Source organism: Asaia sp. A2, from assembly GCF_057319415.1.
Genome location: NZ_JBXWTO010000004.1, coordinates 1 through 25,119 on the forward strand (window position 1 = coordinate 1; position 25,119 = coordinate 25,119).

A 25,119-nucleotide genomic window follows, 5' to 3' on the forward strand; every position below is an offset into this window, starting at 1 on the left:
GCCAGGTCCCCTGATCCACCCCACAAAATACACCCCAACACCCTCGCGGGGTGGAGCAGCCCGGTAGCTCGTCAGGCTCATAACCTGAAGGCCGCAGGTTCAAATCCTGCCCCCGCAACCAAAATCCCCCAATACAGACACGACGCCTCAGCTTAACAGCACGAGGCATTTTTGGCGTTCCTCGATTCCTGCGGGGCAGACGCTCACCGCCCCATAACAGGCACGAATACCGCCATCAGCGCGACCCAGGTACAGGATAATCAAATCCTCGGTACAGATGGCCTCCGGTCTTGTTTCCGCGAAATATCTCATGACAAAGTATTAAACCCGGATGGGGCCATAGAGAGGGCTCACGTTCATGCAGCGTCGAGATGTTCTTGCAGTCATTCCGTTTGTGACAGGGTTTAGTATGGTTTCTGATGCTGCGGCGGCCGAACCCAAAGTGCCGATCGTTCTGGTGCACGGTCTGCATTGTGGTGGCTGGATCTGGCGTTATGTAGCGCCTTTTCTGCAGCATGCGGGGCATCAGGTCATCACACCAACTCTGACCGGGACAGGCGATCGGGCGCATCTTCTCTCACGCGAGATTACACTTGAGACGCATATCGAGGATATACTGAGTGTTATCGACATGCTCGATCTGCCGCGTTTCGCGCTCGTGGGGCACTCTTATGGCGGAATGGTAGTCAGCTGCGTGGCTGACCGGATGAGGGATCGTATTGCGAAGCTCATCTATCTGGATGCCCTGATCGCACAACCGGGACTCTCTGCCTTTGATATTCTACCGAAGGGAATGGCAGCGATACGGCGCGAGCGCGCCCGTGTCGGTGGGGCGGATGTGGCCTTTCCAGTGCCCCCTGAGAATGCTGTGTTTCTGCCTGATGCTGATCGAAAAGCATGGTTCATGCGGCATCTGCGCCCTCATCCCGTAGGCACTTATGAGACGCCTGCACGCCTGGAGCGGCCAGCCGGAGCGGGGCTGTCTGTTACCTATATTGCCTACGAAAATCCGGCTTTAGGGTCGATCGAGCCCAGCCGCGCCTTTGCGAGAGCGCAGCCGGGTTGGCACTATCACGGCGAAGCCGTGCCGCATGATGCCGAAATCGTTTTTCCAGAGAAGGTTGCCTCTCTGATCATGGACGCACTCTGAACCGTCGCAGGGACTGGTTTATCCCTGCGACGGACTCATTGTCAGACCTGCGCCATGAGCGCAGCGTTGCCACCTGCGGCGGTGGTGTTGGTGCTGCAGGCATATTCGAGCACCAGCCATTCGAGAGGATAGCTGCCTGATGCGTCGGGCCCATGAAGGGAGACGATCTGGCCTTTGCGGGAGGCAAGATTCTGGAGCAGGTCCGTTGTGAACGATGAATTGCCATTGCCCAGCGCGACATCGATGAGCGTATTGTCTTGCATGGGGAACACTGCGGCTTCCAGACCGGGAGGACGTTCTGGCAGCGCGCGCAGTAGCGTCGCAGGAATGGCGCAGCGATTGCCCGCAGCCAGTGCCGCCAGAATCTGAGCACATAAATCTGCCGTTGTAGGGCCTGCACAAAGCACTGTGCCTCGGGGGGCGAGGGAGTATGTGTTGGTTTCACCCACGGGGCCACTGAGTGAAAGGGATGTGCCGAGAGGGGTGTTGTCGCAGGCAGGGAGTGTTATCGTGGGAAGCGTCGTGGCGACCCAGTCAGCGAAGAGCCTGGCTTCGGCGGGAAGGTTGTGCAGGAAGGCCGGCGAGAGTGCCGGACGCTCTGCGAGCAGTCGGCGCAGATAGAGAGGGCCACCTGCTTTGGGACCTGTGCCTGAAAGTCCGTGGCCACCGAAGGGCTGCACACCCACGACCGCCCCGACCAGATTGCGGTTGATATAGATATTCCCCGCATGGCTCTGGGTTTTCAGGGTTTCTATCGTATCATCAATGCGCGAATGAACACCGAAGGTCAGAGCGTATCCTGTGCTGTTGATGGCGGCCATGACGTCGGGCAGCGCTTCGCGCCGATAGCGCAGGACATGCAGAACGGGACCAAAGACCTCCCTCTCCAGATCGGAGACAGCGCCGATCTCGATAAGGGTGGGGGGGACAAAGGTGCCGCTCTGTGCTTCGGGGGTAGCGGTTGTCTGAAAGACATCATGTCCTTTTGCCCGGAACGCGTCGATATGCGCTGAGATCATTGCGTGAGCCTCTGCGCTGATCACCGGTCCGATATCGGTCTCCGGCTTTTCTGGCGTACCAGTCCGCAGCTCCTTCATGGCGCCCTTGAGCATGGTCAGCAGGCGGTCTGCACTTTCTTCCTGGACGCAGAGCAGACGCAGGGCGCTGCATCGCTGGCCAGCGCTGTCAAAAGCCGAGGCCAGCACATCGGTCACGACCTGTTCTGTCAGGGCTGAGCTGTCGACGATAAGCGCGTTTTGTCCGCCAGTCTCGGCGATGAAGGGAATGGATGTCCCATCCGGGTTGAGGCGATCTGCGAGCTGCTTCTGGATCAGGCGGGCGACATCGGTCGAGCCGGTAAAGAGCACGGCGCGTATGCCCGGAGCGGCGACGAGTTGTGCGCCCGCGCGACCATCGCCCGGGATGAGCTGGATGACATCCTGCGGTATGCCGGATGCATGCATCAGACGGACAGCTTCCTGTGCGATGAGAGGAGTCTCTTCGGCAGGTTTGGCCAGCACTGTATTGCCAACAGCCAGAGCGGCGGCAACCTGCCCGACAAAAATGGCCAGCGGGAAATTCCATGGGCTGATGCAGGCTACGGGCCCCAAGGGCTGGGCAGCAGAGCCAAGATGGCGTGTCTGGGCAGCGTAATAACGCAGGAAATCGACGGCTTCGCGTATCTCGGCCACAGCATTGGCCAGTGTCTTGCCGGCTTCACGTATGATGAGGGCCATGAGGCGCGGTGTTTCGGTTTCCAGCGCCTCGGCTGTCTTTTCCAGAAGGGCTGCGCGCTGCGCAGGACCTGTGTCGCGCCAGCTGGGGAAGGCGCTTGCCGCGCGTGTCAGGGCCTCGTCAATGGCTTGCGGGGAGAGAAAGGCAATATGGCCGACGATCTCCGTGGTGCTGGCGGGATTGATGATGGCTTCGCCTTCGGAAGGGACCGGAACCGGTGTGGCCGTGAAGACCGCGGCAAGGTCGCGTAAAGTGTTCTCATCAGACAGGTCGAGGCCGCGTGAATTCTGCCGCTCAGCGCCATACAACGCGGGAGGCAGGGCTACGGTGAAGCGGGATGTTTCCTGTTCTGCCAGGGTAACAGGGCTTGTGATCAGTGCCTCGACAGGAATCGCCGGATCCTGGATGCGGTTGATGAAGGAAGAGTTGGCCCCGTTTTCGAGGAGGCGCCGGACAAGATAGGCCAGGAGTGTCTCATGCGTGCCAACCGGCGCGTAGATGCGTACCGGGCGATCGAGCTTATGAGGGCCGACGACTTCATTATAAAGCCCTTCGCCCATGCCATGCAGGCACTGGAACTCGTATTTCTCGATGGAAAATTCCGGCCCGGCATAGGCGTGTATGCTGGCGAGCGTCTGGGCGTTGTGCGTGGCAAATTGTGGGAAGATGGCATCGGGTGCATCCAGCAGTTTTCTGGCGCAGGCGAGGTAAGCAATATCGGTGTGAACCTTGCGCGTGTAGACCGGGAAATCGCTTTGCCCATCGGTCTGGGCACGCTTGATCTCGCTGTCCCAGTACGCACCCTTGACCAGTCGGACCATGAGTCGGTGGCCGCTGCGGCGGGCGAGGTCGATCACCCAGTCCAGCACGAAGGGCGCGCGCTTCTGGTAAGCCTGAACGACGAAGCCGATGCCTTTCCAGTCTTTCAGGGCTTCATCTGCACAGAGGGCTTCGAGCAGATCGAGCGAGAGTTCGAGGCGATCGGCCTCCTCGGCGTCGATATTGAAGCCAATGTCGTAGGCGCAGGCGAGATGGGCCAGTTTTGTGACGCTTGGCAGAAGCTCCGCCATGACGCGATCGCGCTGGAGCCGGGTATAGCGTGGGTGCAGGGCGGAAAGTTTGATGGAGATGCCTGGGCCACGATAGACGCCCAGACCATTGGAAGCCTTGCCGATTGCATGAATGGCGGTTTCATAGTCGCGGTAATATCGCGCGGCATCCTCTGCCGTCATCGCGGCTTCGCCAAGCATGTCGTAGGAGTAGCGGTAGCCTTTTTCCTCAAGCTTGCGCCCGTTTTTGAGGGCCTCGGTGATGGTCTGTCCGGTGACGAACTGCTCACCCATCAGACGCATGGCCATATCGACACCGCGACGGATGACAGGCTCGCCGCAGCGCTTGAGCAGGGTGTCGAGTGTCTGCGGCAGGCGTCTGGCTTGTTTGGTTGAAAGAAAACTACCCGAGACGATCAGCCCCCAAGTGGCGGCGTTGACGAAAAGTGGCGTTCCCTTGCGGATATGGCCCTGCCAGTGGCCCTTGGCGATCTTGTCGCGAATCAGGGCGTCGCGTGTTGCGGTATCGGGGATACGCAGCAGGGCCTCGGCGAGGCACATCAGGGCGACACCTTCCTGAGAGGACAGGTCATATTCCCTGATGAGTCCCTGCACGAGCCCAGGTGTGCCATTGCGGCGCAGCGCCTCGACCAGTGTGCGGGCCGTGGCACGCGAAGCAGCTTCCTGTGCAGGCGTAAGTGTTGCCTCGATGGACAGTGCTGCCACGCGTTCGGGCTCTGGAGCACGCGTATGGTCGGTGATTGCCTGACGCAAGGCGGAACGTTCGGGAGCGATCGTACGGAAGGCGGCAAAGGGTGCGTTCATCACAGGCCATATCGTTGCTGGTTGTTTATGATCCCTTATGGTGATTTGTACCAAATGAGTTATGGAAGAAGGTCGACAACGCCGTATAATAATCGCTTTATGATAATTTTACCGAATATAATTCGAAGGCGGCAATGGCACTGGATGAGATTGATCGCAGGATTCTGAGAATCCTCCAGAAGGACGGTCGTATGACCAATGTAGAGCTCGCAAGGCTGGTGAACCTCAGCCCTGCTGCGACGCTTGAGCGTGTCCGTAAGCTCGAATATTCCGGGGTGATCAGGAATTACATGGCGCGTCTGGACCCCGAGACCGTTAACCTGGGATTGCTGGTCTTTGTGCAGGTGACGCTGGATCGCACGAGTGCCGATATTTTCGATTCATTTGCGAAAGCCGTGCTGGCCATACCGCAGGTAAGCGAATGCTACATGGTGGCGGGTGGGTTCGATTATCTGGTGAAGGCACGGGTGCGGGACATGAATGCGTATCGTGCCTTTCTGGGCAAGACGCTCACACGCCTGCCGGGAGTGCGACAGACGCATACTTATACCGTAATGGAAGAAGTGAAAGCGGATCTGGAATTACCAGTCTGATTTTGAGGCTTCAGTCAGGGCAGGCGACCCCTTCATGCAGATCGAACGAGAGGCTGGCGTTTTCCGGAGCAGACATGGTGAGAACGTGCGGCTGGAGCGTATCACCCCTGCGGTCGCACATGTTGGCGCTGATGATGACGGTGATAAGGATCACGGCATGGCGCATGACGGCATTTTGCTGATCATGCTTTGTCCTGTCTCGAAATTCTCTCGGGTTGGGGTGCCTTGGCGTCAGGATGGATCGCTCACGGGAAAGAGAAAGGCTCGGATGTATTGTTACCTGTTGCGATAGCCGCTTGTTGGGTCCTGCTGTGGCGGTAATAGGCAGGAAGGCATGAGTTATCAGTTGCTGAGAGCGGTCTTGCGCGTTTGACGTGAAAGCAGGCTGTCATTGGTGACCGCGACCGTACGTCTAGCTCTGTACGGCAATCCGGACAGGGGGAAACACGCCCGATGGACAGAAGGACAATTGTCAAACTTTCGCCGGGATGGCTGTTTCTACGATTTTTTTGGGAAGTGGTGAACCGGGTGGGACTCGAACCCACGACCATTCGATTAAAAGTCGAATGCTCTACCGGCTGAGCTACCGGTTCACATGAGGCGTCTGGCTACAATATGAGCCAGAGGCCGTCAACCGACTGAATCGGGCTCAGTCGGTTTTCATGCGGCTTTTACAGCCGTCACGTGCTTGATCAGGCTTCAGGACGCATGGAGATGATGGCATCGGGGTCCTTGACCATGCCCGAGGCGCCAGCGCCGCGCTTGACCTGGTCGATATGCTCCATGCCCGACACGACCTGACCGGCGATGGTGTACTGGCCATCAAGCGACGGGGTGGGCTGGAACATGATGAAGAACTGGCTGTTGGCCGAGTTCGGGTTCATGGTGCGGGCCATGCCCAGCGTGCCGCGCTCGAACTTGGCTTCACGCGTGAATTCGGCCTTGAGGTCAGGCAGGTCGCTGCCGCCCGAGCCGGTGCCGGTCGGGTCGCCACCCTGAGCCATGAAGCCTTCGATGACGCGATGGAACTTCACGCCGTCATAAAAGCCCTGCTCGGAGAGGGTGCGCAGGCGCTCGGCAGCCAGGGGAGCGAGGTCGGGGCGGAGTTCGATCACGACATCGCCGGTCTTGAGCTTCATGACGAGGCGGTTATTGGTCTCGGACATTGATGTCTATCCTTGTGTTTGCGGAGCCTTGAAAGGCCACGCGGCCTATGTCGGCTTCTCTGCCGCATTGGGCAAGAGATGCCGGGCAATATTCTCTGGCACATAGGGGCGTATATCGCCCCCATAGGCCAGAAGCTCGCGCACGAGGCTGGAGGCGATCAGACGATGCTCCTCACGTGCGGTGAGAAAGATGGTTTCGAGTTCAGGGGCCAGATTCCGGTTGATGGCCGCCATGGGCATTTCGCTGGTCAGATCGGATTCGGAGCGTAGCCCGCGAATAATGAAGCGCGCCTTTTGAGCACGGGCGGCATCGACCATGAGGGTGCTGAAGGCAACCACGCTGACCTGCGTGATGCCCTCAAGGGCAAAGGTCTCGGTGATACAGGCGCAGCGTTCGTCAATCGAAAGACGTGGCGCCTTGCCGGGGTTGAGTGCCACGCCGATGACGAGGTGATCGACGAGATTCAGGGCACGGTGGGCGATATCGAGATGGCCCAGGGTGAACGGGTCGAACGTGCCGGGATAAAACCCGACACGTTGACCGTTCGAAGAGGCGTCAGTTTGCACTGTCATCCGGTGTTGTATCGCCAGAGGAAGTGGCCTCGGATGAGGGAGCCTCTGAGGGGGCTGTGTCCGGCACGCCGGAGGCCGCGGCATCCGATTCCTCAAGTGAGGTTTCGGCGTCATCGGCATCCGTGCCCTCGGATTCTGCAACCGGGAAGATGCTGGTGACGCGCTCTTCTGCACCGACGCGGAACAGGGTGACGCCGCTGGCCTGGCGGGCCATGACACGCACCTGAGAGACCGGCACCCGGATGAGGCGTCCGACATCGGTCACCATCATGACGTCGGTGCCGTCAAGCGTAGGCAGGGTCGCAACAACCTCGCGACCGCGTTTGGGGTTAGTGAGTGTCATATTGGCGATACCCTGACCGCCACGGCCGCTGACACGATATTCGTAAGCGGAAGAGCGACGACCGAAGCCGGCATCGGTGACGGTGAGCAGGATTTCTTCCTGAGCGGCGAGCTCGTCAAAGCGCTCCTGCGTCAGATCACCGGCATCGATGGCTTCATCGGCATCGTCAGAGGCGATTTCCTCGATCTCTTCCTCGTTGCTGGCTGCATTGGCGGCCGCTTCAGCGCGACGCTTGGCATTGGCCGCACGCAGATAGGCAGAGCGTTCCTCGACGCTGGCATCGACATGGTTGAGGATGCAAAGCGAGTTGACCTCGTCGCCGGTGGCGAGGCGGATGCCGCGTACGCCGGAACTGTCACGACCAGCAAAAACACGCAGCGTGTCGTCGGTGATCTGGAAGCGGATCGAACGGGCCTTGCGTGTGGCAAGGAACACATCCTGACCCTCTCGGCAGGTGGCAACACCCACCAGGCTGTCGCCCTCATCGAGCTTCATGGCGATCAGGCCGGAGGCGCGGATGTTCTTGAAATCGCTCAGGCGGTTGCGTCGGACATTGCCGCTGGCTGTGGCAAAGACGAGGTGCAGATCTTCCCACTGCTCTTCTTCCTGCGGCAAAGCGAGGATGGCCGTGATCGAATCTGCGCCGAGGTCGGGCAGGAGATTGACTAGGGCGCGACCCTTGGCAGTGGGGGAGGCCTCTGGCAGGCGCCATACCTTCTCACGATAGGCCTTGCCGCCCGATGAGAAGAACATGACCCATTGATGGGTGTGGGCGTTGAAGCTGTTGACGATGACATCGTCACCGCGACGCCCCGCTGCCGTACGGCCACGGCCGCCACGGTTCTGGGCGCGGAAGATTTCGAGCGGTGTGCGTTTGATGAAGCCGTCACGCGTGATGGTGACGACCATCTGGCCGGGTTCGATCAGGCTTTCATCCGACTGGTCGCCCAGCGCATCCGAAATTTCGGTCATGCGCGGGGTGGCGATTTCGGCGCGGGCCAGAAGCAGCTCGTGACGCATGACTTCCATGCGACGGACATGGCTGCCGATGATTTCGAGCAGTTCGTTGATCTTGGTGGCGACCTCGCTCAGCTCGCCCTGGATCTTGTCACGCTCCAGACCGGTCAGGCGCTGCAGACGCAGTTCGAGAATACCGCGGGCCTGCACTTCAGTCAGATGGACCTTGCCATCGACGATGACATTGCCTTCGTCATGGATCAGCTCGATGAGCGGCTGCACATCGGCGGCGTTCCAGGCGCGGGCCATCAGGGATTCGCGTGCGGTGGCGGCATCGGGGGCGCTGCGGATGAGAGCGATCACCTCATCGATATTGGCGACCGCGATGACGAGGCCGACGAGCAGATGGCCGCGATCGCGCACCTTGTTCAGGTCGTAGCGTGCACGGCGCAGGATGACGTCTTCACGGAAGCGGATAAAGGCTTCCAGAACGTCCTTGAGCCCCATCGTGCGGGGCTTGCCGTCATCGAGGGCAAGGCAGTTGACGCTGAACGAGGTCTGAAGCTGGGTGAAGCGATAGAGCTGGTTAAGCACCACTTCGGGTGTCGCGTCGCGCTTGAGCTCGATCACGATACGCATGCCGGAGCGATCGCTCTCATCGCGGATATCGGAGATACCCTCGATTTCCTTGGCGCGGACGAGATCGGCGATCTTTTCCTGCAGCGTTGCCTTGTTCACCTGATAGGGAATTTCGGTGACGATGATCGCCTGACGGTCCTTGCGGATATCCTCGATTTCGGCGCGGGCGCGCATGGGTACGGAACCACGGCCCGTCTCGAAGGCCTGACGGATGCCACGGCGGCCCATGATGATGCCGCCGGTCGGGAAATCCGGGCCGGGGATGATCTTCATCAGATCATCAAGGGTGGCTTCGGGGTTTTCGATCAGGGCAAGTGTCGCGTCGATGACTTCGCCGGGGTTATGCGTCGGAATGTTGGTCGCCATGCCGACGGCGATGCCGGAGGCACCATTGACCAGAAGATTGGGGAAGGCGGCGGGCAGAACCTTGGGTTCGCTTTCGCTTTCGTCGTAGTTCGGCTGGAAATCGACCGTGTCGCGGTCGATATCGTCGAGCAGGAAGGACGCCGATTTGGCCAGACGCGCTTCGGTGTAACGCATGGCGGCCGGGCTGTCGCCGTCGACCGAACCGAAATTGCCCTGACCATCGATGAGACGGACGCGCATCGACCAGGACTGGGCCATGCGCACCATGGCGTCATAGATCGAGCTGTCGCCATGGGGGTGGTATTTACCCATGACATCACCGACCGCACGGGCCGATTTGCGATAGGGCTTGTCAGAGGTGAAGCCGCTTTCACGCATGGCGTAAAGGATGCGGCGATGGACCGGCTTGAGGCCGTCACGGACATCCGGCAACGCGCGCGAGACAATGACCGACATGGCATAGGCGAGGTAGGAGGAGCGCATTTCCTCCTCAATGGTCACCGGGATCTGGTCAAAGGGTGCGGCTGGCGGCGTCAGGTCGGTCAAGGCAGGTCCGTCTTGTTGATGTGTCGATCAGGGAGAGAGGCGTGGAAAGGGGCCGATCAGAACGGGATCTCGTCGTCCAGATCGCCACCCGGTGCGTCCCAGCCACCGCCGTTATTGCCACCCTGATTGCGCGAGGGAGACTGGCTCATGCCATTGCCACCGCTGCGAGCCGGGGTATTGCCGCCGCCATAGGAACGTGATGGGCCGCTGTCATAGCCGCCCCCCATGCCACCACCGGACTCACCATCGCGGTTATTGTCAAGGAGGGTGAGCTCACCACGGAACCGGTCGAGCACGATTTCGGTCGTGTAGCGCTCCTGTCCGCCCTGGTCGGTCCATTTGCGCGTCTGAAGCTGGCCTTCCACATAGACCTTGCGGCCCTTGCGCAGAAAACGCTCGGCGACATCGGCCAGACGCTCGTTGAAGATCACGACGCGGTGCCATTCGGTGCGCTCCTTGCGCTCGCCCGAGGCGCGGTCATTCCAGCTTTCGGAGGTGGCAACGGTCAGGTTGACGATCTTGGCACCGGACTGGGCATTGCGTGTTTCCGGGTCGCGGCCCAGATTTCCCACCAGAATGACTTTGTTTACACTTCCTGCCATGGCGACCGACCCTAAATACTGAAAATCGAGCCATCTTAGCCCAGCCCGACGCTGGCGTCACGCCTCGGGCGGCATGGCTGCCGACTTTAATCCTGTGGGGGGCAATCCTACATAGGTCTCGAAACGTTCTCGTCTTTCCGTCCCCCAATCTGCCTTGCGTGGTGCTGATGTCTGATCTGCCGTACAACCAGTCCATTCGTGTGCGCGGTGCCCGCGTGCATAATCTGAAGAATATCGACGCCGATATTCCCAGGGACCAGCTGACGGTGATCACGGGGCTGTCAGGTTCCGGCAAGTCGTCGCTCGCTTTTGATACGATCTATGCTGAGGGGCAGCGGCGTTATGTCGAGAGTCTGTCGGCCTATGCGCGCCAGTTTCTGGAACTGATGGGCAAACCGGATGTGGACTCAATTGAGGGGCTGTCGCCTGCCATCTCGATCGAGCAGAAGACCACATCGAAAAACCCGCGTTCGACCGTCGGGACGATTACCGAGATTCATGACTACATGCGCCTGCTCTGGGCACGTGCCGGTATGCCCTATTCGCCGGCCACAGGGCTGCCCATCGAGGCACAGACGGTGAGCCAAATGGTCGATCGTGTGATGGCGATGGAAGAGGGTACACGGCTGATGCTGCTGGCCCCTGTAATTCGCGATCGCAAGGGGGAGTATCGCAAGGAGCTGGCCGAGCTTCAGCGCAAGGGCTTCACGCGTGTGAAGGTCGATGGCGAGACCTATGAGATTGCTGAAGCCCCCCATCTGAACCGCAAGCTGCGTCATACGGTTGAGGTCGTGGTTGACCGCGTGGTGGTGAAGCCGGGTATCGAGTCGCGTCTGGCTGACAGTTTTGAAACAGCGCTGAGCCTTGCCGATGGCGTAGCCTATGCCGAGCAGGTGCGTCGCGCTGGAGAGGAAGGCGCGAGCGAGCATATCGTGTTTTCAGCCAAGTTTGCCTGCCCGGTGAGTGGCTTTACGCTTGAGGAGATCGAGCCGCGTCTGTTCTCGTTCAATGCGCCGATGGGTGCCTGTCCGGTATGCGACGGGATAGGTACAGAGACGCATTTCGATGCGCGGCTGATCGTCCCTGACGAGAATCTGTCTCTTGCCGAGGGAGCGATCGCCCCCTGGCGCGATGCCAAGACGCCCTGGTACGACCAGACGCTGGAAGCGATGGCGCGTCATTTCAGGGAGAAGATGACAACCCCCTGGAAAAAGCTCGGTGAGCATTTCCGCCAGGCATTGCTTGAGGGAAGCGAAGACTCGGTTCTTTTCACCTACAAGGATGGCAAGCGGGCTTACGAACTCACCAAGCCTTTTGAAGGGGTGATGCGTAACCTGCAGCGTCGTCTGGCCGAGACGGACAGCATGTGGGTGCGTGAAGAAATGTCACGCTATCAGTCCGACGTTCCCTGTCATGCCTGCCATGGTGCGCGTCTGAAGCCTGAAGCGCTTTGCGTGCGTGTGAACCACCTGAATATCGCGCAGGCCTCCGATCTGACCATCCGGCGGGCACTCGACTGGTTCGGGGGCGTCGAGGCGTCGCTGACGCCGCAGCGTGCCGAGATTGCGCGGCGTATCCTGCGTGAGATCCTCGACCGGTTGAGGTTTCTGGATGATGTGGGACTCGATTATCTGACTCTTTCACGAGGTTCGGCCACGCTCTCGGGTGGAGAAAGCCAGCGTATCCGGCTTGCGAGCCAGATCGGATCGGGGCTGACCGGGGTACTTTATGTGCTCGACGAACCCTCTATCGGATTGCATCAGCGAGACAATGAGCGTCTGCTCGGGACGCTCGACCGGCTGAAGAAGCTCGGTAATACGGTTATTGTGGTCGAGCATGACGAGGATGCGATCCGGGCTGCCGACTGGCTGATCGATATGGGGCCGGGGGCGGGTGCGCTGGGTGGCACAGTCGTGGCCTGTGGTCGTCCTGAGGACGTGGCGAAGAACGAGAACAGCATCACAGGAGATTATCTCTCTGGCCGGCGTGTGATCCCGGTGCCGGAAAAGCGTCGCGTCTGCGATGGGGACCGCATGCTGACCCTTGTGGGGGCGTCCGGCAACAACCTGCATGACGTGACGGCGCGTTTCCCACTGGGTTGCTTTGTGGCCGTTACCGGGGTGTCGGGTGGTGGTAAATCGACCCTCGTGGTCGACACGCTTTACAAGGCGCTATCGCGTGAGCTGATGGGGGCCAACCAGTCGCCGTTGCCGTACAGGGCGCTTGAGGGGCTGGAGCATCTCGACAAGATTATCGACATCGATCAGTCCCCTATCGGACGGACGCCGCGCTCCAACCCGGCGACCTATACGGATCTGTTTACGCCGATACGCGACTGGTTTGCCGAACTGCCTGAAGCCAAGGCGCGCGGGTACAAGCCGGGGCGTTTTTCATTCAACGTCAAGGGTGGGCGTTGCGAGGCATGCCAGGGTGATGGTGTGCTCAAGATCGAGATGCATTTTCTGCCCGACGTGTTCGTGACCTGCGATACCTGCAAGGGACAGCGCTATAATCGTGAGACGCTGGATGTGAAGTTCCGCGGTAAATCGATTGCCGATGTGCTGGCCATGACGGTGGATGAGGCTCTGCCCTTCTTCCATGCGGTGCCGCGTATTCGTGACAGGCTGGCGATCCTTCAGCAGGTGGGGCTTGGCTATGTCACGCTGGGCCAGCAGGCGACGACGCTCTCGGGTGGCGAGGCCCAGCGCGTCAAGCTGTCAAAGGAACTGGCACGTCGGGCGACGGGACGGACACTTTATATTCTGGATGAGCCCACGACAGGTTTGCACACCGAGGACGTGCGCAAATTGCTGGATGTGCTTCATGCGCTGGTGGATCAGGGGAATACCGTTCTCGTGATCGAACATAATCTGGACGTGATCAAAACGGCGGACTGGCTGATTGATATTGGCCCGGAAGGCGGTGATGGTGGCGGACGGATCGTTGCCGAGGGGCCACCAGAGGTCATTGCAGCGACCGAGGGGAGCCACACCGGGCGTTTCCTCGGGCCGCTCCTGCCGCCTCGGGCCGTCGAGGTGCAAGCACCCGTCAAGAAGAAGAAAGCTGCGCCAGCGGCTCGGAGAAAGGTGCGTGCGTCATGACCATCATAGTGCCCTTTTGCGGGCGGATCACGCCGCGCGAGAGGCAAGAGAGCCTTGAGTCGATCAATGCCTGCCTGAACAATATAAGGGTCATGCCGTTTGAGGACCTGACAGACGGAGAGCGACGTACGGCGCGTATGGCTGTGGTCGCCAACCCGGATCCGGCTGATCTGTCCGACCTACCCATGCTTGAATGGGTGCAAAGTCTGTGGGCCGGGGTCGAGCGGCTGGTCGAGGAAATGCCGAACCCGGCGATACGCATTGTCAGGATGACTGATCCGCAGCTGGCGCTTACGATGTCAGAGGCGGTGCTGGCCTGGACGCTTTATCTGCATCGCGACATGCCGCTTTATCGCGAGCAGCAGACAAAGGCGCGCTGGTGTCAGCATCCGCTCGTCTTACCGCAGGACCGCCCTGTCGGTATTCTGGGCATGGGGAATCTGGGGCGAGCGGCTGCGCAGAGATTGAAGGAAAACGGCTTTCCCGTGACGGGCTGGAGCCGCACGCCGTGGGCAACGGCGGATATCCCCATGACATACGGTCCATCCGGGCTCGAAGCCCTGTTGAGGCAAAGTGCGATTGTTGTGGTCCTTCTGCCACTGACGCCGCAAACCCGTGGACTGCTTGATGACTGGCGTTTCGGGCAGATACGCGAGGGGGCATCACTCATCAATTTTGCCCGGGGTCCGATTATCGATCAGGCGGCGCTGGGTAGGGCGCTTGACCGTGGGCATCTGTCGCATGCTGTGCTGGATGTTTTCGAGCGTGAGCCCCTGCCGAAGGATGAGTGGTTGTGGAGTCATCCCAAGGTGACGGTACTGCCTCATATTTCTGCCCCGACCCAGACGGGCACGGCATCGCAGCTTGTGGCGCGTAACCTGCAAGCGTTCTACGATCAGGGTATTATCCCTGCCTGTGTCCAGCGCGATGTCGGGTACTGACAGGTGGGCCTGAACGTCAAAAAAATCTTGTGGTGCCGTCGCTGCTGGTGGGCTCGCTGGCCGATGCCGGGGACTGAGGGTCATTTGATCCTTGTGGATCAGACGGGTGGCACTATCCACGCATCTCCGGGACTTTCCCATCAGAGCAGCATGATGTCCGTCTTTCTAACCAGGACCGGACGGATATAGAGGCGGATTGAACGGCTCGGCGAGACATGGGCCGCGACGGGGATGGTGGGTCTTGCGCCTGATTTTGTGGATCGCGCTGGTCGGGCGAGGCGTCAGAGTGAACCTGCCATCCAGAAAAGGTGCCCCGGCGTTGTCTTGAGGCGGACAACGCCGAAGGTGGTCGGGGTTTACTGGTCGTACATCGGGCGAAGGGTTTTGCCCGTTGCGGCAGCAGGTGCCTGAGGGGCGGCACTGCTGAGATTTTCGAACTGCTCGGGGTGCTGTGAGATATTGACGCCGCCAACGGGCTGCGGGTGGTGCAGATCGTCATATTGCAGCGGTGTGATGGAGAGCGTCTGATCCATCGTGGGCAGGAGCTTCACGTTCCAGCCGCCGCCAAGGGCGCGGACCAGACCGATATCAGCCTGGTAGAGACGTGTTGCCACCTCGATCTGATGGATGCGGGTTTCCAGCGTCTGGACCTGGGCGAAGATGGCTTCGAGATACGTGCCCACACCGCCCTGATAGAGCGTCATGGTCATGTTCTGGGTCGCCAGGGTCGCGTCGACGGCTTTTTCAAGCGTACGATTTTCCTGATCGAGGCGGCTGGTGCGTGACAGGCCGTCTTCCACTTCGCGGAAGGAGTCCAGCACCTTGCTGCGGTAGTTGTCGCGTGTCTCGCGATAGGCCGACCAGGCATGCTGGAGTTCGGCGCGTCTCATGCCGCCCTCAAAAATGGGGAGCTCGAACGAGGCGCCGTAGGACCAGAGCGAGTTGGCCAGATTGGCGAGATCGAAGCCGTTCTGGGCGAAGCCGCCACCAGCCTGAAGCGAGATGTGCGGGTAGAACGCAGCACGGGCAATGCCGATCTCGCGATTGGCCTGAGCCATCTCGCGCTCGGCGCTCGCGATGTCCGGGCGGCGCTGAAGCAGCTCGGACGGGACGCCGGCGGGGAGGTTGGGCTGATGGAAGCCCATGACCTGCGTCGGCGCGATATGAAATGACGAGGGTGAGGCATTGGTCAGGATGGCAATGGCGTGCTCCGTGACTTCACGGGCGGCCTGCACATCAAGCTCGGCGGCCTGTGTCGAGTAGAGCTGCGCCTGGGCACGGGCCACGTCGAGGCGTGGGGCAGCCTGGTTCAGCAACTGGTTCTGCGTGATTTGCAGAGCCTTCTGATAATAGCCGATCGACTGGTTGTAGATGGCGATCTGCGCATCATAGCCGCGCAACTGCACGTAGTCGGAAGCAAGCTCAGCCTGAAGGCTCAGCCGTGACATGGCGAAGTCGGCGGCTTTTTCCTGCGCGTACTGCTTCTGGGCGCGCACATGGTTACGGATGGACGACCAGAAATCGGGCTCCCAGGAGGCCAGGCCGTGATATTCCTCATCCGTCTCGGTGATGTTGCCCTTGTATCGGAACAGGCGGTCTTCGGACTGCTTGTTGTCAAAGGCACCGGCACCGAGTGCAAGGTGAGGGAGCAGCTCAGAACGGGCCTGAACGACGAGGGCGCGTGCCTGAATGAAGCGTTCGGCTGCGGCCTGCAGGTCAGCATTGGAGGTTGTGAGCGTCGCTTCCATCTGGTTGAGAAGCGGGTCGTTCAGCAATGTCCACCAATTGGTAGGCAGTGTGGCATCGGCCGGGGTGGCTGTGGCGAAGGGGCCCTGGCCGTGCCAGCTTGCTGGCACGACGAAGGTGGGCGGCTTGTAGGTTGGCGCGAGGTCACAGGCTGACAGACCGAAGGCTGTCAGAACCGTGCCGCAGGCCAGAGCCAGCTTCTTGATCTTTCTTGTGGTCATTCCGAGGCCCCGAATCCGGACTGGTTGTAGCCGCGCTGGGGTGTGGTGACGTTGACCTTGTCACCTTCCAGCAGGTCGGCTGGCGGGTTGGCGATGATGCGATCCTTGGGCGAGATGCCTGCCTGGATTTCGGTTGAGGTATCCGCCATGCGGCCTACGACGACGTTCTTGTAATGGACCGTATTGTCGTCATTCACGACGACGACCTGCATGCCCTTTTCCTCGAAGACGAGGGCGGAGGTCGGGACCTCGAACAGGTGGGCCGTTTCGTTGTGGGCCTTGAGCTGGACCGAGGCGAAGGTGCCGGGCCAGAGAACCTCACCGGGGTTTTCCATGGTGAATTCAGAGGTCACGGTACGGGTGTTCGGGTCATAGCCGCGTGCTGTGGTCAGGAAGCTCGCGTGGAACTTCTTGTCCTTGAACTGCGGCACGCTGACATCGGCGGTGATGTCGGGCTGAAGAATATAGGAGAACACCTCCGGCACGGACACGAAAAGGCGCAGCTTGTGCACGTCGGCCACGGTAAACAGTTCGGATGCTGCACCCGTGCTGTTGAGATTGCCGCCGCCATCATGAACGTAATCGCCTACATTGATGCTACGCGACGTCACGATGCCATCGAAGGGAGCCACGATTGTCTTGAATTTTTCCAGTGCGGCGAAGTGGTCGACGTTGCGCTGTGCGGCATCGACTTCGGCTCTGGCTGATTGCTCATTGGCATTCGAGACCGAGACCGACTGGCCTGAAACAGATTGCGACTTGCCCATCGCGCGCCAGCGTTCGGCTGTGACGGCAGCAAGGTGGTACTTGGCAAGCACCGCATTCAGATCGGCCTGGGCCTGGGCGTATTGTGCATCCAGTGCGGGTGCGTTGATTTCGGCCAGCGCATCGCCCGCCTTCACATGGGCACCGTAATCCTTGAACCACATTTTCACATAGCCCGAGACCTGCGGGTAAATCGGGGCCTGATACCAGGCATCGATATTGCCGGGGAGGGTAAGGGCTACCCTGTCAGGTGACTGGACGGGGTTCAGCACCGCGACGTTTGGAATGGCGTTCTGCGCCGTTTCAGCGGCGAGGGCGTGATTGTGGTGGACGCGACCGACAACGAGTGCGCCGACCCAGAGCGCGAGGACGCATCCTCCCGCAACAGCGATGATCTTGGGGGAGGTGGCCATTAGACGGTTTCCTTCTGGCGGGCAGAGCGGTTGTGCAGAATCGCGTAGACGCAGGGCACGAAGAGCAGGGTGGAGATGGTAGCCACAATCAGTCCGCCGATAACGGCGCGACCGAGCGGCGCATTGGTGGAATTTGAAGTGGCCATCGGAATCATACCAACGATCATCGCGAGCGCGGTCATGATAACCGGCCGGATACGACCGTAACCAGCCTCGATGGCGGCCCGTAGCGCGTCGCCATGGATCTCGAGGCGCTCACGGGCAAAGGACACGACGAGGATCGAGTTGGCCGTGGCCGTGCCCATGCACATGATGGCACCGGTCAGGGCAGGAACCGACAGGCGGGTGCCGGTCAGGAACAGGGCCCAGGCAATGCCGCCCAATGCGCCGGGGAGCGCCGTGATGATGATGAATGGGTCCATCCAGGACTGGAAATTCACGACAATCAACAGATAGATCAGCACAATGGAGACGCACAGACCGATCACGAGCTGCGCATAGGCGCTGTGCATCGTGGTGGCCTGACCGTGGACATCGACCGCAGTTGTGCGTGGCAGGTTAGGGGCATCCTTGGCGATGGTGTCATTTACGGCGTCGAGCACATTGCCCAGATCGGTGCCTTCGACATTCACATAGATGTCGATTTCGGACATCGAGTTGTAGTGCGAGACCTCGCCCGGTGTGCCGGTGGGCACGACATCGGCAATAGCGCCCAGAAGCTGCGTCTGGTCATTGGGGTTGCCGTCACCCTTGTCGACAGGGACAGTCAGCAGATCGGTGAGATGCGTGAGCTGATCCTGAGACGTGTAAACGTTGAGTGGGAAGGTCACGTTGTCGACCGGATCGAGCCAGAATTGTGGATCGACGACGACCGAGCCGGAGAGGGTCAGGAGTTCATTGGTGGCAAGATCGTTTTCGCTCAGGCCGGTTGCCTGTGAGAAGGTACGGTTGCCATTCACCATGAGAGTGGGGGTGGACATCGTCTGCTGAATGACCACATCAGCCGTGCCCGGGATCTGGCGGATCTTGCCGATCAGGTGCCTGGCGTAATTGTAGTTATCCGAGACGCTGGGGCCGGAGAGCTGGATGTCGATCGGTGCGGCCGAACCGAAATTCAGGATCTTGTCGGTCAGGTCGGCGGGCTGGAAGGTGAAAACTGTGCCGGGGAAGCGTGCCGAGAGATCCTTGCGGAGCAGGGCGCGATAATCCCAGACGGGTGATTCCTCATCCTTGAGCGCAATGGTCAGATCGCAGTCCTGCGTTCCGACGGTTGGCGTCGGGATAAAGGCCTGATTATGCGGTCCTTCAGGCAGGCCGCAATTGGAGATGATGTTCTCGATCTTGCCGGGAAGAAGCTGATTGATGCGATCATCGACCAGGGCGGCGATGCGGCCAGCAACCTCGATACGGGTGCCGAGCGGGGCACGCATGTGCATCTGCAGTGCGCCGGATTTGACCTCGGGAAAGAAGTCACGGCCTGCAACACTGTAGAGCCCCATGGAGGCGATGGAGATCAGAAGGAATACGCCGACGAACATGCCGCGGTGTGTGACGCAGCGCGTGAGAAGCGTGTTGTAGCCTTCGCGGAAATTGTTGAAGCGCTGTTCAAAACCGCGCTGGAACCGACCGAAGAAACCCTTGGGTGCTGGAGCATGGTCATCATGCCCGTGAGCATGATGAGTCTGACCGGCAAGGAGGAATTTCGCCATGGTAGGCACCAGGGTGCGCGACAGGATGAAGGACGCGATCATGGCGAACATGATGGCGAGCGCCATGGGCATGAAGAGATAGCCCGCGACCCCGGACAGCTCGAAGAGCGGTAGCCACACGATACAGATGCAGGTGGTCGAAACGAAGGTCGGGATGACGATCTGATTGGCGGCGTCAATGATGGCGAGTTCGAGATCCTTGCCCATTTCGAGATGGGTATCGATGTTCTCGATCATCACTGTCGCGTCGTCGACGAGGATGCCGACGGCGAGGGCAAGACCGCCCAGTGTCATGATGTTGATGGACTGACCTGCCCAACCGAGCCCGATGATCGAACTGAGAATAGCCAGTGGGATCGAGGTGGCGATGATGACGGTGGAACGCCACGAGCCGAGGAAGAGCAACACCACGATGCCGGTCAAAAACGACGCCGTAACCATCTCTCGGACCACGTCCTTGATCTGATCCTTGACCATGATCGAGGCATCGGCAAGCACGGAAACATGGACGTCTGGCGGCAAGATGGCGCGCAGACGGGGGAGCAGTGCCTTCGTGGCCGACACCACGTCGAGCGTAGAAGCAGTGCCGCCCTTTTGTGTGATGATCTCGACGCCCTGACGCCCCTTGACGAGCACGAGGTTGGTCTGGGGATGGCCGCCGCGGTACACATCGGCCACATCGCGGATATAGATGACGGCGTTTCCAACGCGCTTGACCGGGATGGCAGCAATATCTTCCATCGATTCCGGGGCGGCATTCGTCTGGACCATCCAGTCCGTGGCGTCGATCTTCTGATCACCTGCGGGAAGGACGATGTTCTGCGCAGTAAGGGCTGCCTGCACATCGGCAGCCGAAAGGTGATGGGCGCGCAGCTGCTCCTGATTGAGAGACACCATCACGAAGCTGTCCATGCCGCCATAGGGATGGGCGACGACGGCACCAGGAACGGTGGCAAGGAGCGGACGAACACGGATGACGCCAAGTTTGAACAGATCGGATGGTGTCTGCTTCTCGGAAGTGATCTGAAGCGCGATGACGGGCACCTGAGACGGGTTGAGCGCCACGACCATGGGGGCCGGAACTTTAGGAGGCAGGCCCAGAAGAATCGTCTGCGAAATGGCTGTCACTTCTGCTTCTGCCGTGCCGACAGGGGTGCCGGGCTGGAAGTAGATGTTGACGATCGAGCGTCCATAATAGGAGTTCGACTCCATGTGCTCGATATTCTGCACAGTCGTCGTAACTGCCAGTTCGAAATTATAGGTGATTCGGCCCGCGAACTGCGCTGGTAGAAGACCAGGATAGGTCCAGATGACCGAGACAACGGGCACTTTGATCTCGGGGAACACGTCGGTTGGCGTCTTGAAGATCGACATGATTCCAAACATCAGAATCAGGATCGAAAAGACGACAAAGGTCAGGGGCCGCCTTAAGGCAGTTACGACGATGGCGTTCATGAATTCATGCGCTCTCTTCTCGTACGAAGGAAAGATGCCTTACGGCAGTTTATGTTGTTGCATTAATCCGAATTAACATTAAGAAAATGATAGCATAGCGTTGACGCCAATCATTACTTATTCAGATTACTCATCTTCGGATCGTATAGGCGCTGACATAAAATGTCGCATAAATGTTGTTTTAGAGAATGGTTGCAGAACGCATCTGCACCGGTCTTGTGGCTTGTCGCCATAATCTATTCTTGACTTTATGGCACAATGCCATTAATAAGACGTTAATCGTCCAGAAGTCAGTTCGGCTTCAAGGCGCAGCTGGTCGGTTGTTGCTGATCAAAACGCAAGGGCGCGAGGCGCAAGGAATGGTTGAGAACGCGTATGTTCTCGTTTTGTTCTTGCTGCGTCCCGCTTCAGGCGCTTTATCTGCGTACGAAGAAGGCTGTTTTCTGGATGTGCGATAAAAACAAGGACGCTACGAATGGTCCTGATCTTGTTTCCTGGGCGCCTCTTGCATGCCGCAAGGCGTGCTTTTGTCCGTGTGAGACGCCATGTCCTGCTGCTGGAGCACCAACTCTGGGTGCAGAGCCGCCAGGCGGAGAGCCATTTCCTCATCCGTGCGACCGTTCAGAGCCCCTTTCAGGAGGAAATCGGTCGAGACCCGCAAGCGATTGGAGAGAGACATGATGAGGAACACGCTAGGTGCGCGATCGCCTTTTTCGATCTTGTTCAGGGTCGAGGCATCCACGCCCAGTAGGCGCGCGCATTCGCTCTGATTGGGAAAGACAAGTTCTCTCGCCCAGGTAATACGACGCCCGATGGCGCGTTGAACAATCGCAAGCGAGTCGGGACGTTTGTTTTTGGCCATGAGGCATTCATAGCAATGGCTCATTGCCAAATCCAGAGGGGAATTATCAGTCCTAGGCAGGACTGATTTTGTGGCACTTAGCCATATTTTGGAATGAATCAGGTGGGTATCATGAAAATGTCCGCGGAAAAGCCCAGTCGGGCCGCGACCGGTGCCGAGCTGGCGAGAATGCTCATGAGTATGGATCGTGATGCGAGGGGGGCGCTCAGGCCGAAACGTAAAAGGGGGTGTTCTTCAAAAGGCGCATCATCCGGCTGTCACGCGAGTAAACCCATGTCTCAGACGGTCGTGTGTGCATCGGAAATCACGCGATGCAGGGTGGTGGCCCTGGAATGTGAGCGCGATGAGTCTGGAGCGCTGCCGGCAGGTCACAGGGTGAGTTGGGGCGCTTTGTGGCCCGAGGGTAGAGCGCCTGCCTATCACGAGGTCTGTGGGTATGGGTCGGCGCGTCCGGTGATTTGAGACGTTGCGATTGTCAGGCTGAATTATGCGGCGTCTGGACATGTGGAGCAGGACTGGGATGACGAAGAGCGAGGCGGATCAGCTTCCGGACGAGAACACGCCCACGCCTGAAAGGATGCGTCGTCATCATTTCAGACGAGAGGGTGAGGCGCTTCGGCTATGGTCAACAGTGGCCTGGCTGTACAAGGCCGGCGATATCGGGGACGACGAGGTGGCGGCGGCGCAGCGCTGGCGCGCAGAATATGACTACGCCGAGAGGGGGGTGGTCGAAGTGCAAGGGGCGCGGACGGTCGCGGAAAAAGGCGATATCCACACCTGGATGCTCGGACGGGGCAAGTGCGCAGCGCGACTGCGACAACTCCACGCGCTTATGGGAGATGGTCTGCATAGCCGGATCGAGATGATGTTGATCAGGGAGATGAGTTTTCCTGATATGGCACGGTTGATTTTCCCTGCAGGGGCGCGTGCTCAGGCGAGAACCAAGACCGCAGCGCAATGCGCTCTCGCACTGGAATGGCTCTGTGAATATTATAATAATAAAAACATTGAAAAAATAAACAAAATATAGTATAAACAAATAATACTGAAATACTTACATATGAAAAATCCCGATATCAATGTCGGGGATGTGGTTGTGTGCAGAAATCTCCTGTTTGTCGTCGTGCATTCCGGTTTGAAGAATGCAGTTCTGAGCCCGGTGATCGCAGCATCGGAATTGCGCCATCGTGCGGATCTGGTCTTGGGGTGGGGCGATATCGCAGAAGCGAACCTGCCCTCGGGTGATATGAGGGTGAGAGCGGTGCCTTGCCTCCGAAGAAAGTTTGGCCTCGTACGACTGGGCTCGGTACGTCCAGCCTGTGTTGCGCAGATCAGACAACGCCTAAGGCGTGAGATGGCAGCGACAGACCGTGAAGGGATCGGATCTTCGGGATCGCGCCGTTGATGTCATCTGCGATTGCGACGGTATAGGTCGAGATAGCCTCATACCCGATGCTGCGGACCACGATGCGGATACGACGCCATTATAAGGCTCATGGCAGGTCTGATCATATGATCTGGTATCGTTATGAGACGGGTTCGGTGTTGGCACGGACAGGGTTTTTCAACGCACTACTCCCCAGGCTCAGGCAACGGAGTTGAAATGGACAGCAGATGCGCCATCCGGGGGCGCCCCAGAGGCAAGGGCTTGCAGAGCGTCTTTCTCGATCATCTGAGAAAGAGCGCCAATGTGTCGGAGGCGGCACGGGCTGCGGGAATTGATCGCAAGACGGCCTATAACTGGCGCCGGGGCGACGAACTGTTTTGCGAGAAATGGAAGCAGGCACTGGAGGAGGCGACAGACCTTCTGGAAGCTGAGGCGAGACGAAGAGCCATACACGGCTACGAAGAGCCGCTGCTTTATGGGGGGCGGCTTGTTTGTGATGCCGAGGGTAATCCGGTGACGCGTAAACGCTACAGCGACGGGCTGCTGCGTATGCTGCTGCGGGCGCATCGCCCGGCGAGCTTCAGGGATGTGCCGACAAAAGGCGACGAGCCCGAGCCGGAACTGACCCTGGGCGAGGGTGATGACACGCTCTGAGCCGCGTTTTGCACTGACACCTGTTCAGGAAGAGGCCAATCGCCTGCTTGGAAGTGGGGCCCGCCATATATTTCTTCGCGGAGGATCGCGCTCGGGCAAGACATTTGTATTGATCCGGGCGCTGGTTGTCAGGGCCTTGCGGGAGCCGCATTCGCGGCATGGGGTCTTCAGGCACCGCCAGAATGCACTGCGAGCCAGCATCATCCAGGATACGTTCCCAAAGGTCATGCAATGCTGTTTTCCGCGGCATCGGTATAAATGGGACGGGCAGAGCAACAGGATCCTGTTTCCCAACGGATCGTCTATCCTCTTTGGGGGGCTGGATGATTCAGCGCGTACAGAAAAAATTCTCGGGCTGGAATTTGCGACGATCTATCTCAATGAAGCCAGTCAGATAAGCTATGGCGCGCGGAACATGTTGCTGACGCGTCTGGCACAGCGTTGTGCCTTGATGCCGCGGGAATATATCGACGCCAATCCGCCTGCTACCGATCACTGGTTATACGCCGTTTTCGAGAGCGGCATCGAGCCACGGTCGGGTATGCGCCATGCGGACCCCTCGCTCTATGCATCAATGGTCATGAATCCTGAGCAGAACAGGGCCAATCTCAGCGAGGCCTATCTCGGCCAGCTGGATGCACTGCCCGAACGCGATCGGAGGCGTTTTCTGCTGGGGGAGTATCAGACCGTTATCGAGGGTGCGCTTTGGCGGGTCGATATGTTTCAGCGCGCTGAACCTGTTTCTGATCAGCGGCGCGATGCCCTTCTTGGGCAGATGAAGCGTGTCGTCGTGGCGATCGATCCCTCAGGGGCTTCCGGGCCCTCGGATCTGGGTGCGGATGAAATCGGTATTGTTGTGGCCGCCATTGATCACAACGGGATCGGGCATGTGCTGGAGGATTGCTCGACACGCGACACGCCCATGGGGTGGGCACGTCGGGCCATACAGGCGGCAGCGCTCTGGCAGGCAGACAGGATTGTGGCGGAACGCAATTTTGGTGGGGCTCTGGTGGAGGCGACGCTCAGAAGTGTTGATCCCAAGGCTGCGCTCAGAATGGTGACGGCATCGCGTGGCAAGGCGGCGCGCGCCGAGCCTGTTGCGGCGCTCTATGAGCAGGGACGTGTGATCCATCATGGGCGCTTTTCGGCCCTTGAATCGCAGCTCTGTCTCTTCTCGAACCGAGGTTTTGGCGGGGCAGCCTCGCCCGATCGCGCGGATGCGCTGATCTGGGCGCTGAGCGATCTGATGATCGAGCCTCAGGCAGTGTCGGGCCGTTGGCAGGACCGGGGGTGGTTCAGTCTTTCACGATAAGGGAGGTTAC

The 25,119-nt window shown here is 59.4% G+C and carries 17 protein-coding genes and 2 tRNA genes; 8 read left to right on the top strand and 11 right to left on the bottom strand.

All coding sequences use genetic code 11. The features are described from left to right. The first annotated feature begins 44 nt into the window (after window positions 1-44). Together ACWNRM_RS04445 and ACWNRM_RS04450 are read left to right on the top strand one after the other, a co-directional pair. A tRNA-Met gene (locus ACWNRM_RS04445) sits at window positions 45-121 on the top strand. Between the two features lie 288 nt (window positions 122-409). Next, a complete protein-coding gene (locus tag ACWNRM_RS04450; protein ID WP_485169861.1) occupies window positions 410-1,150 on the top strand; it encodes an alpha/beta fold hydrolase in 741 nt (246 codons plus the stop codon). 41 nt (window positions 1,151-1,191) lie between these two features. On the opposite strand, the gene putA is transcribed toward ACWNRM_RS04450, so the two are convergent. Beyond that, complete coding sequence (putA, locus tag ACWNRM_RS04455; protein ID WP_485169872.1) at window positions 1,192-4,758, bottom strand: bifunctional proline dehydrogenase/L-glutamate gamma-semialdehyde dehydrogenase PutA; 3,567 nt, start codon at window positions 4,756-4,758, stop codon at window positions 1,192-1,194. A gap of 134 nt (window positions 4,759-4,892) precedes the next feature. On the opposite strand from putA, the gene ACWNRM_RS04460 reads away from it, so the two are divergent. Next, window positions 4,893-5,351: an Lrp/AsnC ligand binding domain-containing protein gene (locus ACWNRM_RS04460; protein ID WP_485169860.1), complete on the top strand. Its 459-nt coding sequence runs from the start codon at window positions 4,893-4,895 to the stop codon at window positions 5,349-5,351. 10 nt (window positions 5,352-5,361) lie between these two features. On the opposite strand, the gene ACWNRM_RS04465 is transcribed toward ACWNRM_RS04460, so the two are convergent. The 6 genes from ACWNRM_RS04465 to ssb form a co-directional block, all read right to left on the bottom strand. Then, window positions 5,362-5,517: a hypothetical protein gene (locus tag ACWNRM_RS04465; protein WP_485169859.1), complete on the bottom strand. Its 156-nt coding sequence runs from the start codon at window positions 5,515-5,517 to the stop codon at window positions 5,362-5,364. 351 nt (window positions 5,518-5,868) lie between these two features. After that, a tRNA-Lys gene (locus tag ACWNRM_RS04470) sits at window positions 5,869-5,944 on the bottom strand. A 99-nt stretch (window positions 5,945-6,043) separates the two neighbouring features. Beyond that, a complete protein-coding gene (locus ACWNRM_RS04475; RefSeq protein ID WP_062165407.1) occupies window positions 6,044-6,517 on the bottom strand; it encodes a peptidylprolyl isomerase in 474 nt (157 codons plus the stop codon). A 45-nt stretch (window positions 6,518-6,562) separates the two neighbouring features. Beyond that, window positions 6,563-7,084 (bottom strand): pantetheine-phosphate adenylyltransferase, encoded by a 522-nt coding sequence (gene coaD / locus ACWNRM_RS04480; protein ID WP_485172155.1) that lies wholly within the window; start codon window positions 7,082-7,084, stop codon window positions 6,563-6,565. Beyond that, a complete protein-coding gene (gene gyrA, locus ACWNRM_RS04485; RefSeq protein ID WP_485169871.1) occupies window positions 7,074-9,878 on the bottom strand; it encodes a DNA gyrase subunit A in 2,805 nt (934 codons plus the stop codon). Before gyrA ends, coaD begins: the two co-directional genes overlap by 11 nt. Window positions 9,879-9,997: 119 nt before the next feature. Continuing rightward, the gene (ssb, locus tag ACWNRM_RS04490; RefSeq protein WP_485169858.1) at window positions 9,998-10,543 is read right to left on the bottom strand and encodes a single-stranded DNA-binding protein; all 546 of its coding nucleotides are present in this window, start codon (window positions 10,541-10,543) and stop codon (window positions 9,998-10,000) included. A gap of 167 nt (window positions 10,544-10,710) precedes the next feature. Between ssb and uvrA the strand changes: the two genes are divergently transcribed. Beyond that, window positions 10,711-13,644: an excinuclease ABC subunit UvrA gene (uvrA, locus tag ACWNRM_RS04495; RefSeq protein ID WP_485169857.1), complete on the top strand. Its 2,934-nt coding sequence runs from the start codon at window positions 10,711-10,713 to the stop codon at window positions 13,642-13,644. Continuing rightward, window positions 13,641-14,585 (top strand): 2-hydroxyacid dehydrogenase, encoded by a 945-nt coding sequence (locus ACWNRM_RS04500; RefSeq protein WP_485169856.1) that lies wholly within the window; start codon window positions 13,641-13,643, stop codon window positions 14,583-14,585. Before uvrA ends, ACWNRM_RS04500 begins: the two co-directional genes overlap by 4 nt. Before the next feature lie 356 nt (window positions 14,586-14,941). Here the strand turns inward: ACWNRM_RS04500 and ACWNRM_RS04505 are convergent, their stop codons facing one another. The 4 genes from ACWNRM_RS04505 to ACWNRM_RS04520 form a co-directional block, all read right to left on the bottom strand. Then, window positions 14,942-16,552 carry an efflux transporter outer membrane subunit gene (locus ACWNRM_RS04505; protein WP_485169855.1) on the bottom strand — a complete coding sequence of 537 codons (1,611 nt, stop codon included), beginning with the start codon at window positions 16,550-16,552 and terminating at the stop codon, window positions 14,942-14,944. Continuing rightward, a complete protein-coding gene (locus ACWNRM_RS04510; protein WP_485169854.1) occupies window positions 16,549-17,730 on the bottom strand; it encodes an efflux RND transporter periplasmic adaptor subunit in 1,182 nt (393 codons plus the stop codon). Before ACWNRM_RS04510 ends, ACWNRM_RS04505 begins: the two co-directional genes overlap by 4 nt. After that, the gene (locus ACWNRM_RS04515; protein WP_485169853.1) at window positions 17,730-20,894 is read right to left on the bottom strand and encodes an efflux RND transporter permease subunit; all 3,165 of its coding nucleotides are present in this window, start codon (window positions 20,892-20,894) and stop codon (window positions 17,730-17,732) included. The genes ACWNRM_RS04510 and ACWNRM_RS04515 overlap by 1 nt, the downstream gene beginning before the upstream one ends. Window positions 20,895-21,363: 469 nt before the next feature. Further along, a complete protein-coding gene (locus tag ACWNRM_RS04520) occupies window positions 21,364-21,756 on the bottom strand; it encodes a helix-turn-helix domain-containing protein (protein WP_485169852.1) in 393 nt (130 codons plus the stop codon). A 487-nt stretch (window positions 21,757-22,243) separates the two neighbouring features. Here ACWNRM_RS04520 and ACWNRM_RS04525 point away from each other — a divergent pair, with 487 nt between their 5' ends. The 3 genes from ACWNRM_RS04525 (at window position 22,244) to ACWNRM_RS04535 (ending at window position 25,109) form a co-directional block, all read left to right on the top strand. Further along, the gene (locus ACWNRM_RS04525; RefSeq protein ID WP_485172156.1) at window positions 22,244-22,786 is read left to right on the top strand and encodes a hypothetical protein; all 543 of its coding nucleotides are present in this window, start codon (window positions 22,244-22,246) and stop codon (window positions 22,784-22,786) included. A 573-nt stretch (window positions 22,787-23,359) separates the two neighbouring features. Further along, window positions 23,360-23,797, top strand: a complete 438-nt coding sequence (locus tag ACWNRM_RS04530) for a hypothetical protein (protein ID WP_485169850.1) — start codon at window positions 23,360-23,362, stop codon at window positions 23,795-23,797. Next, window positions 23,784-25,109, top strand: a complete 1,326-nt coding sequence (locus tag ACWNRM_RS04535) for a phage terminase large subunit (RefSeq protein ID WP_485169849.1) — start codon at window positions 23,784-23,786, stop codon at window positions 25,107-25,109. Before ACWNRM_RS04530 ends, ACWNRM_RS04535 begins: the two co-directional genes overlap by 14 nt. The last annotated feature ends 10 nt before the right edge of the window (window positions 25,110-25,119 follow it).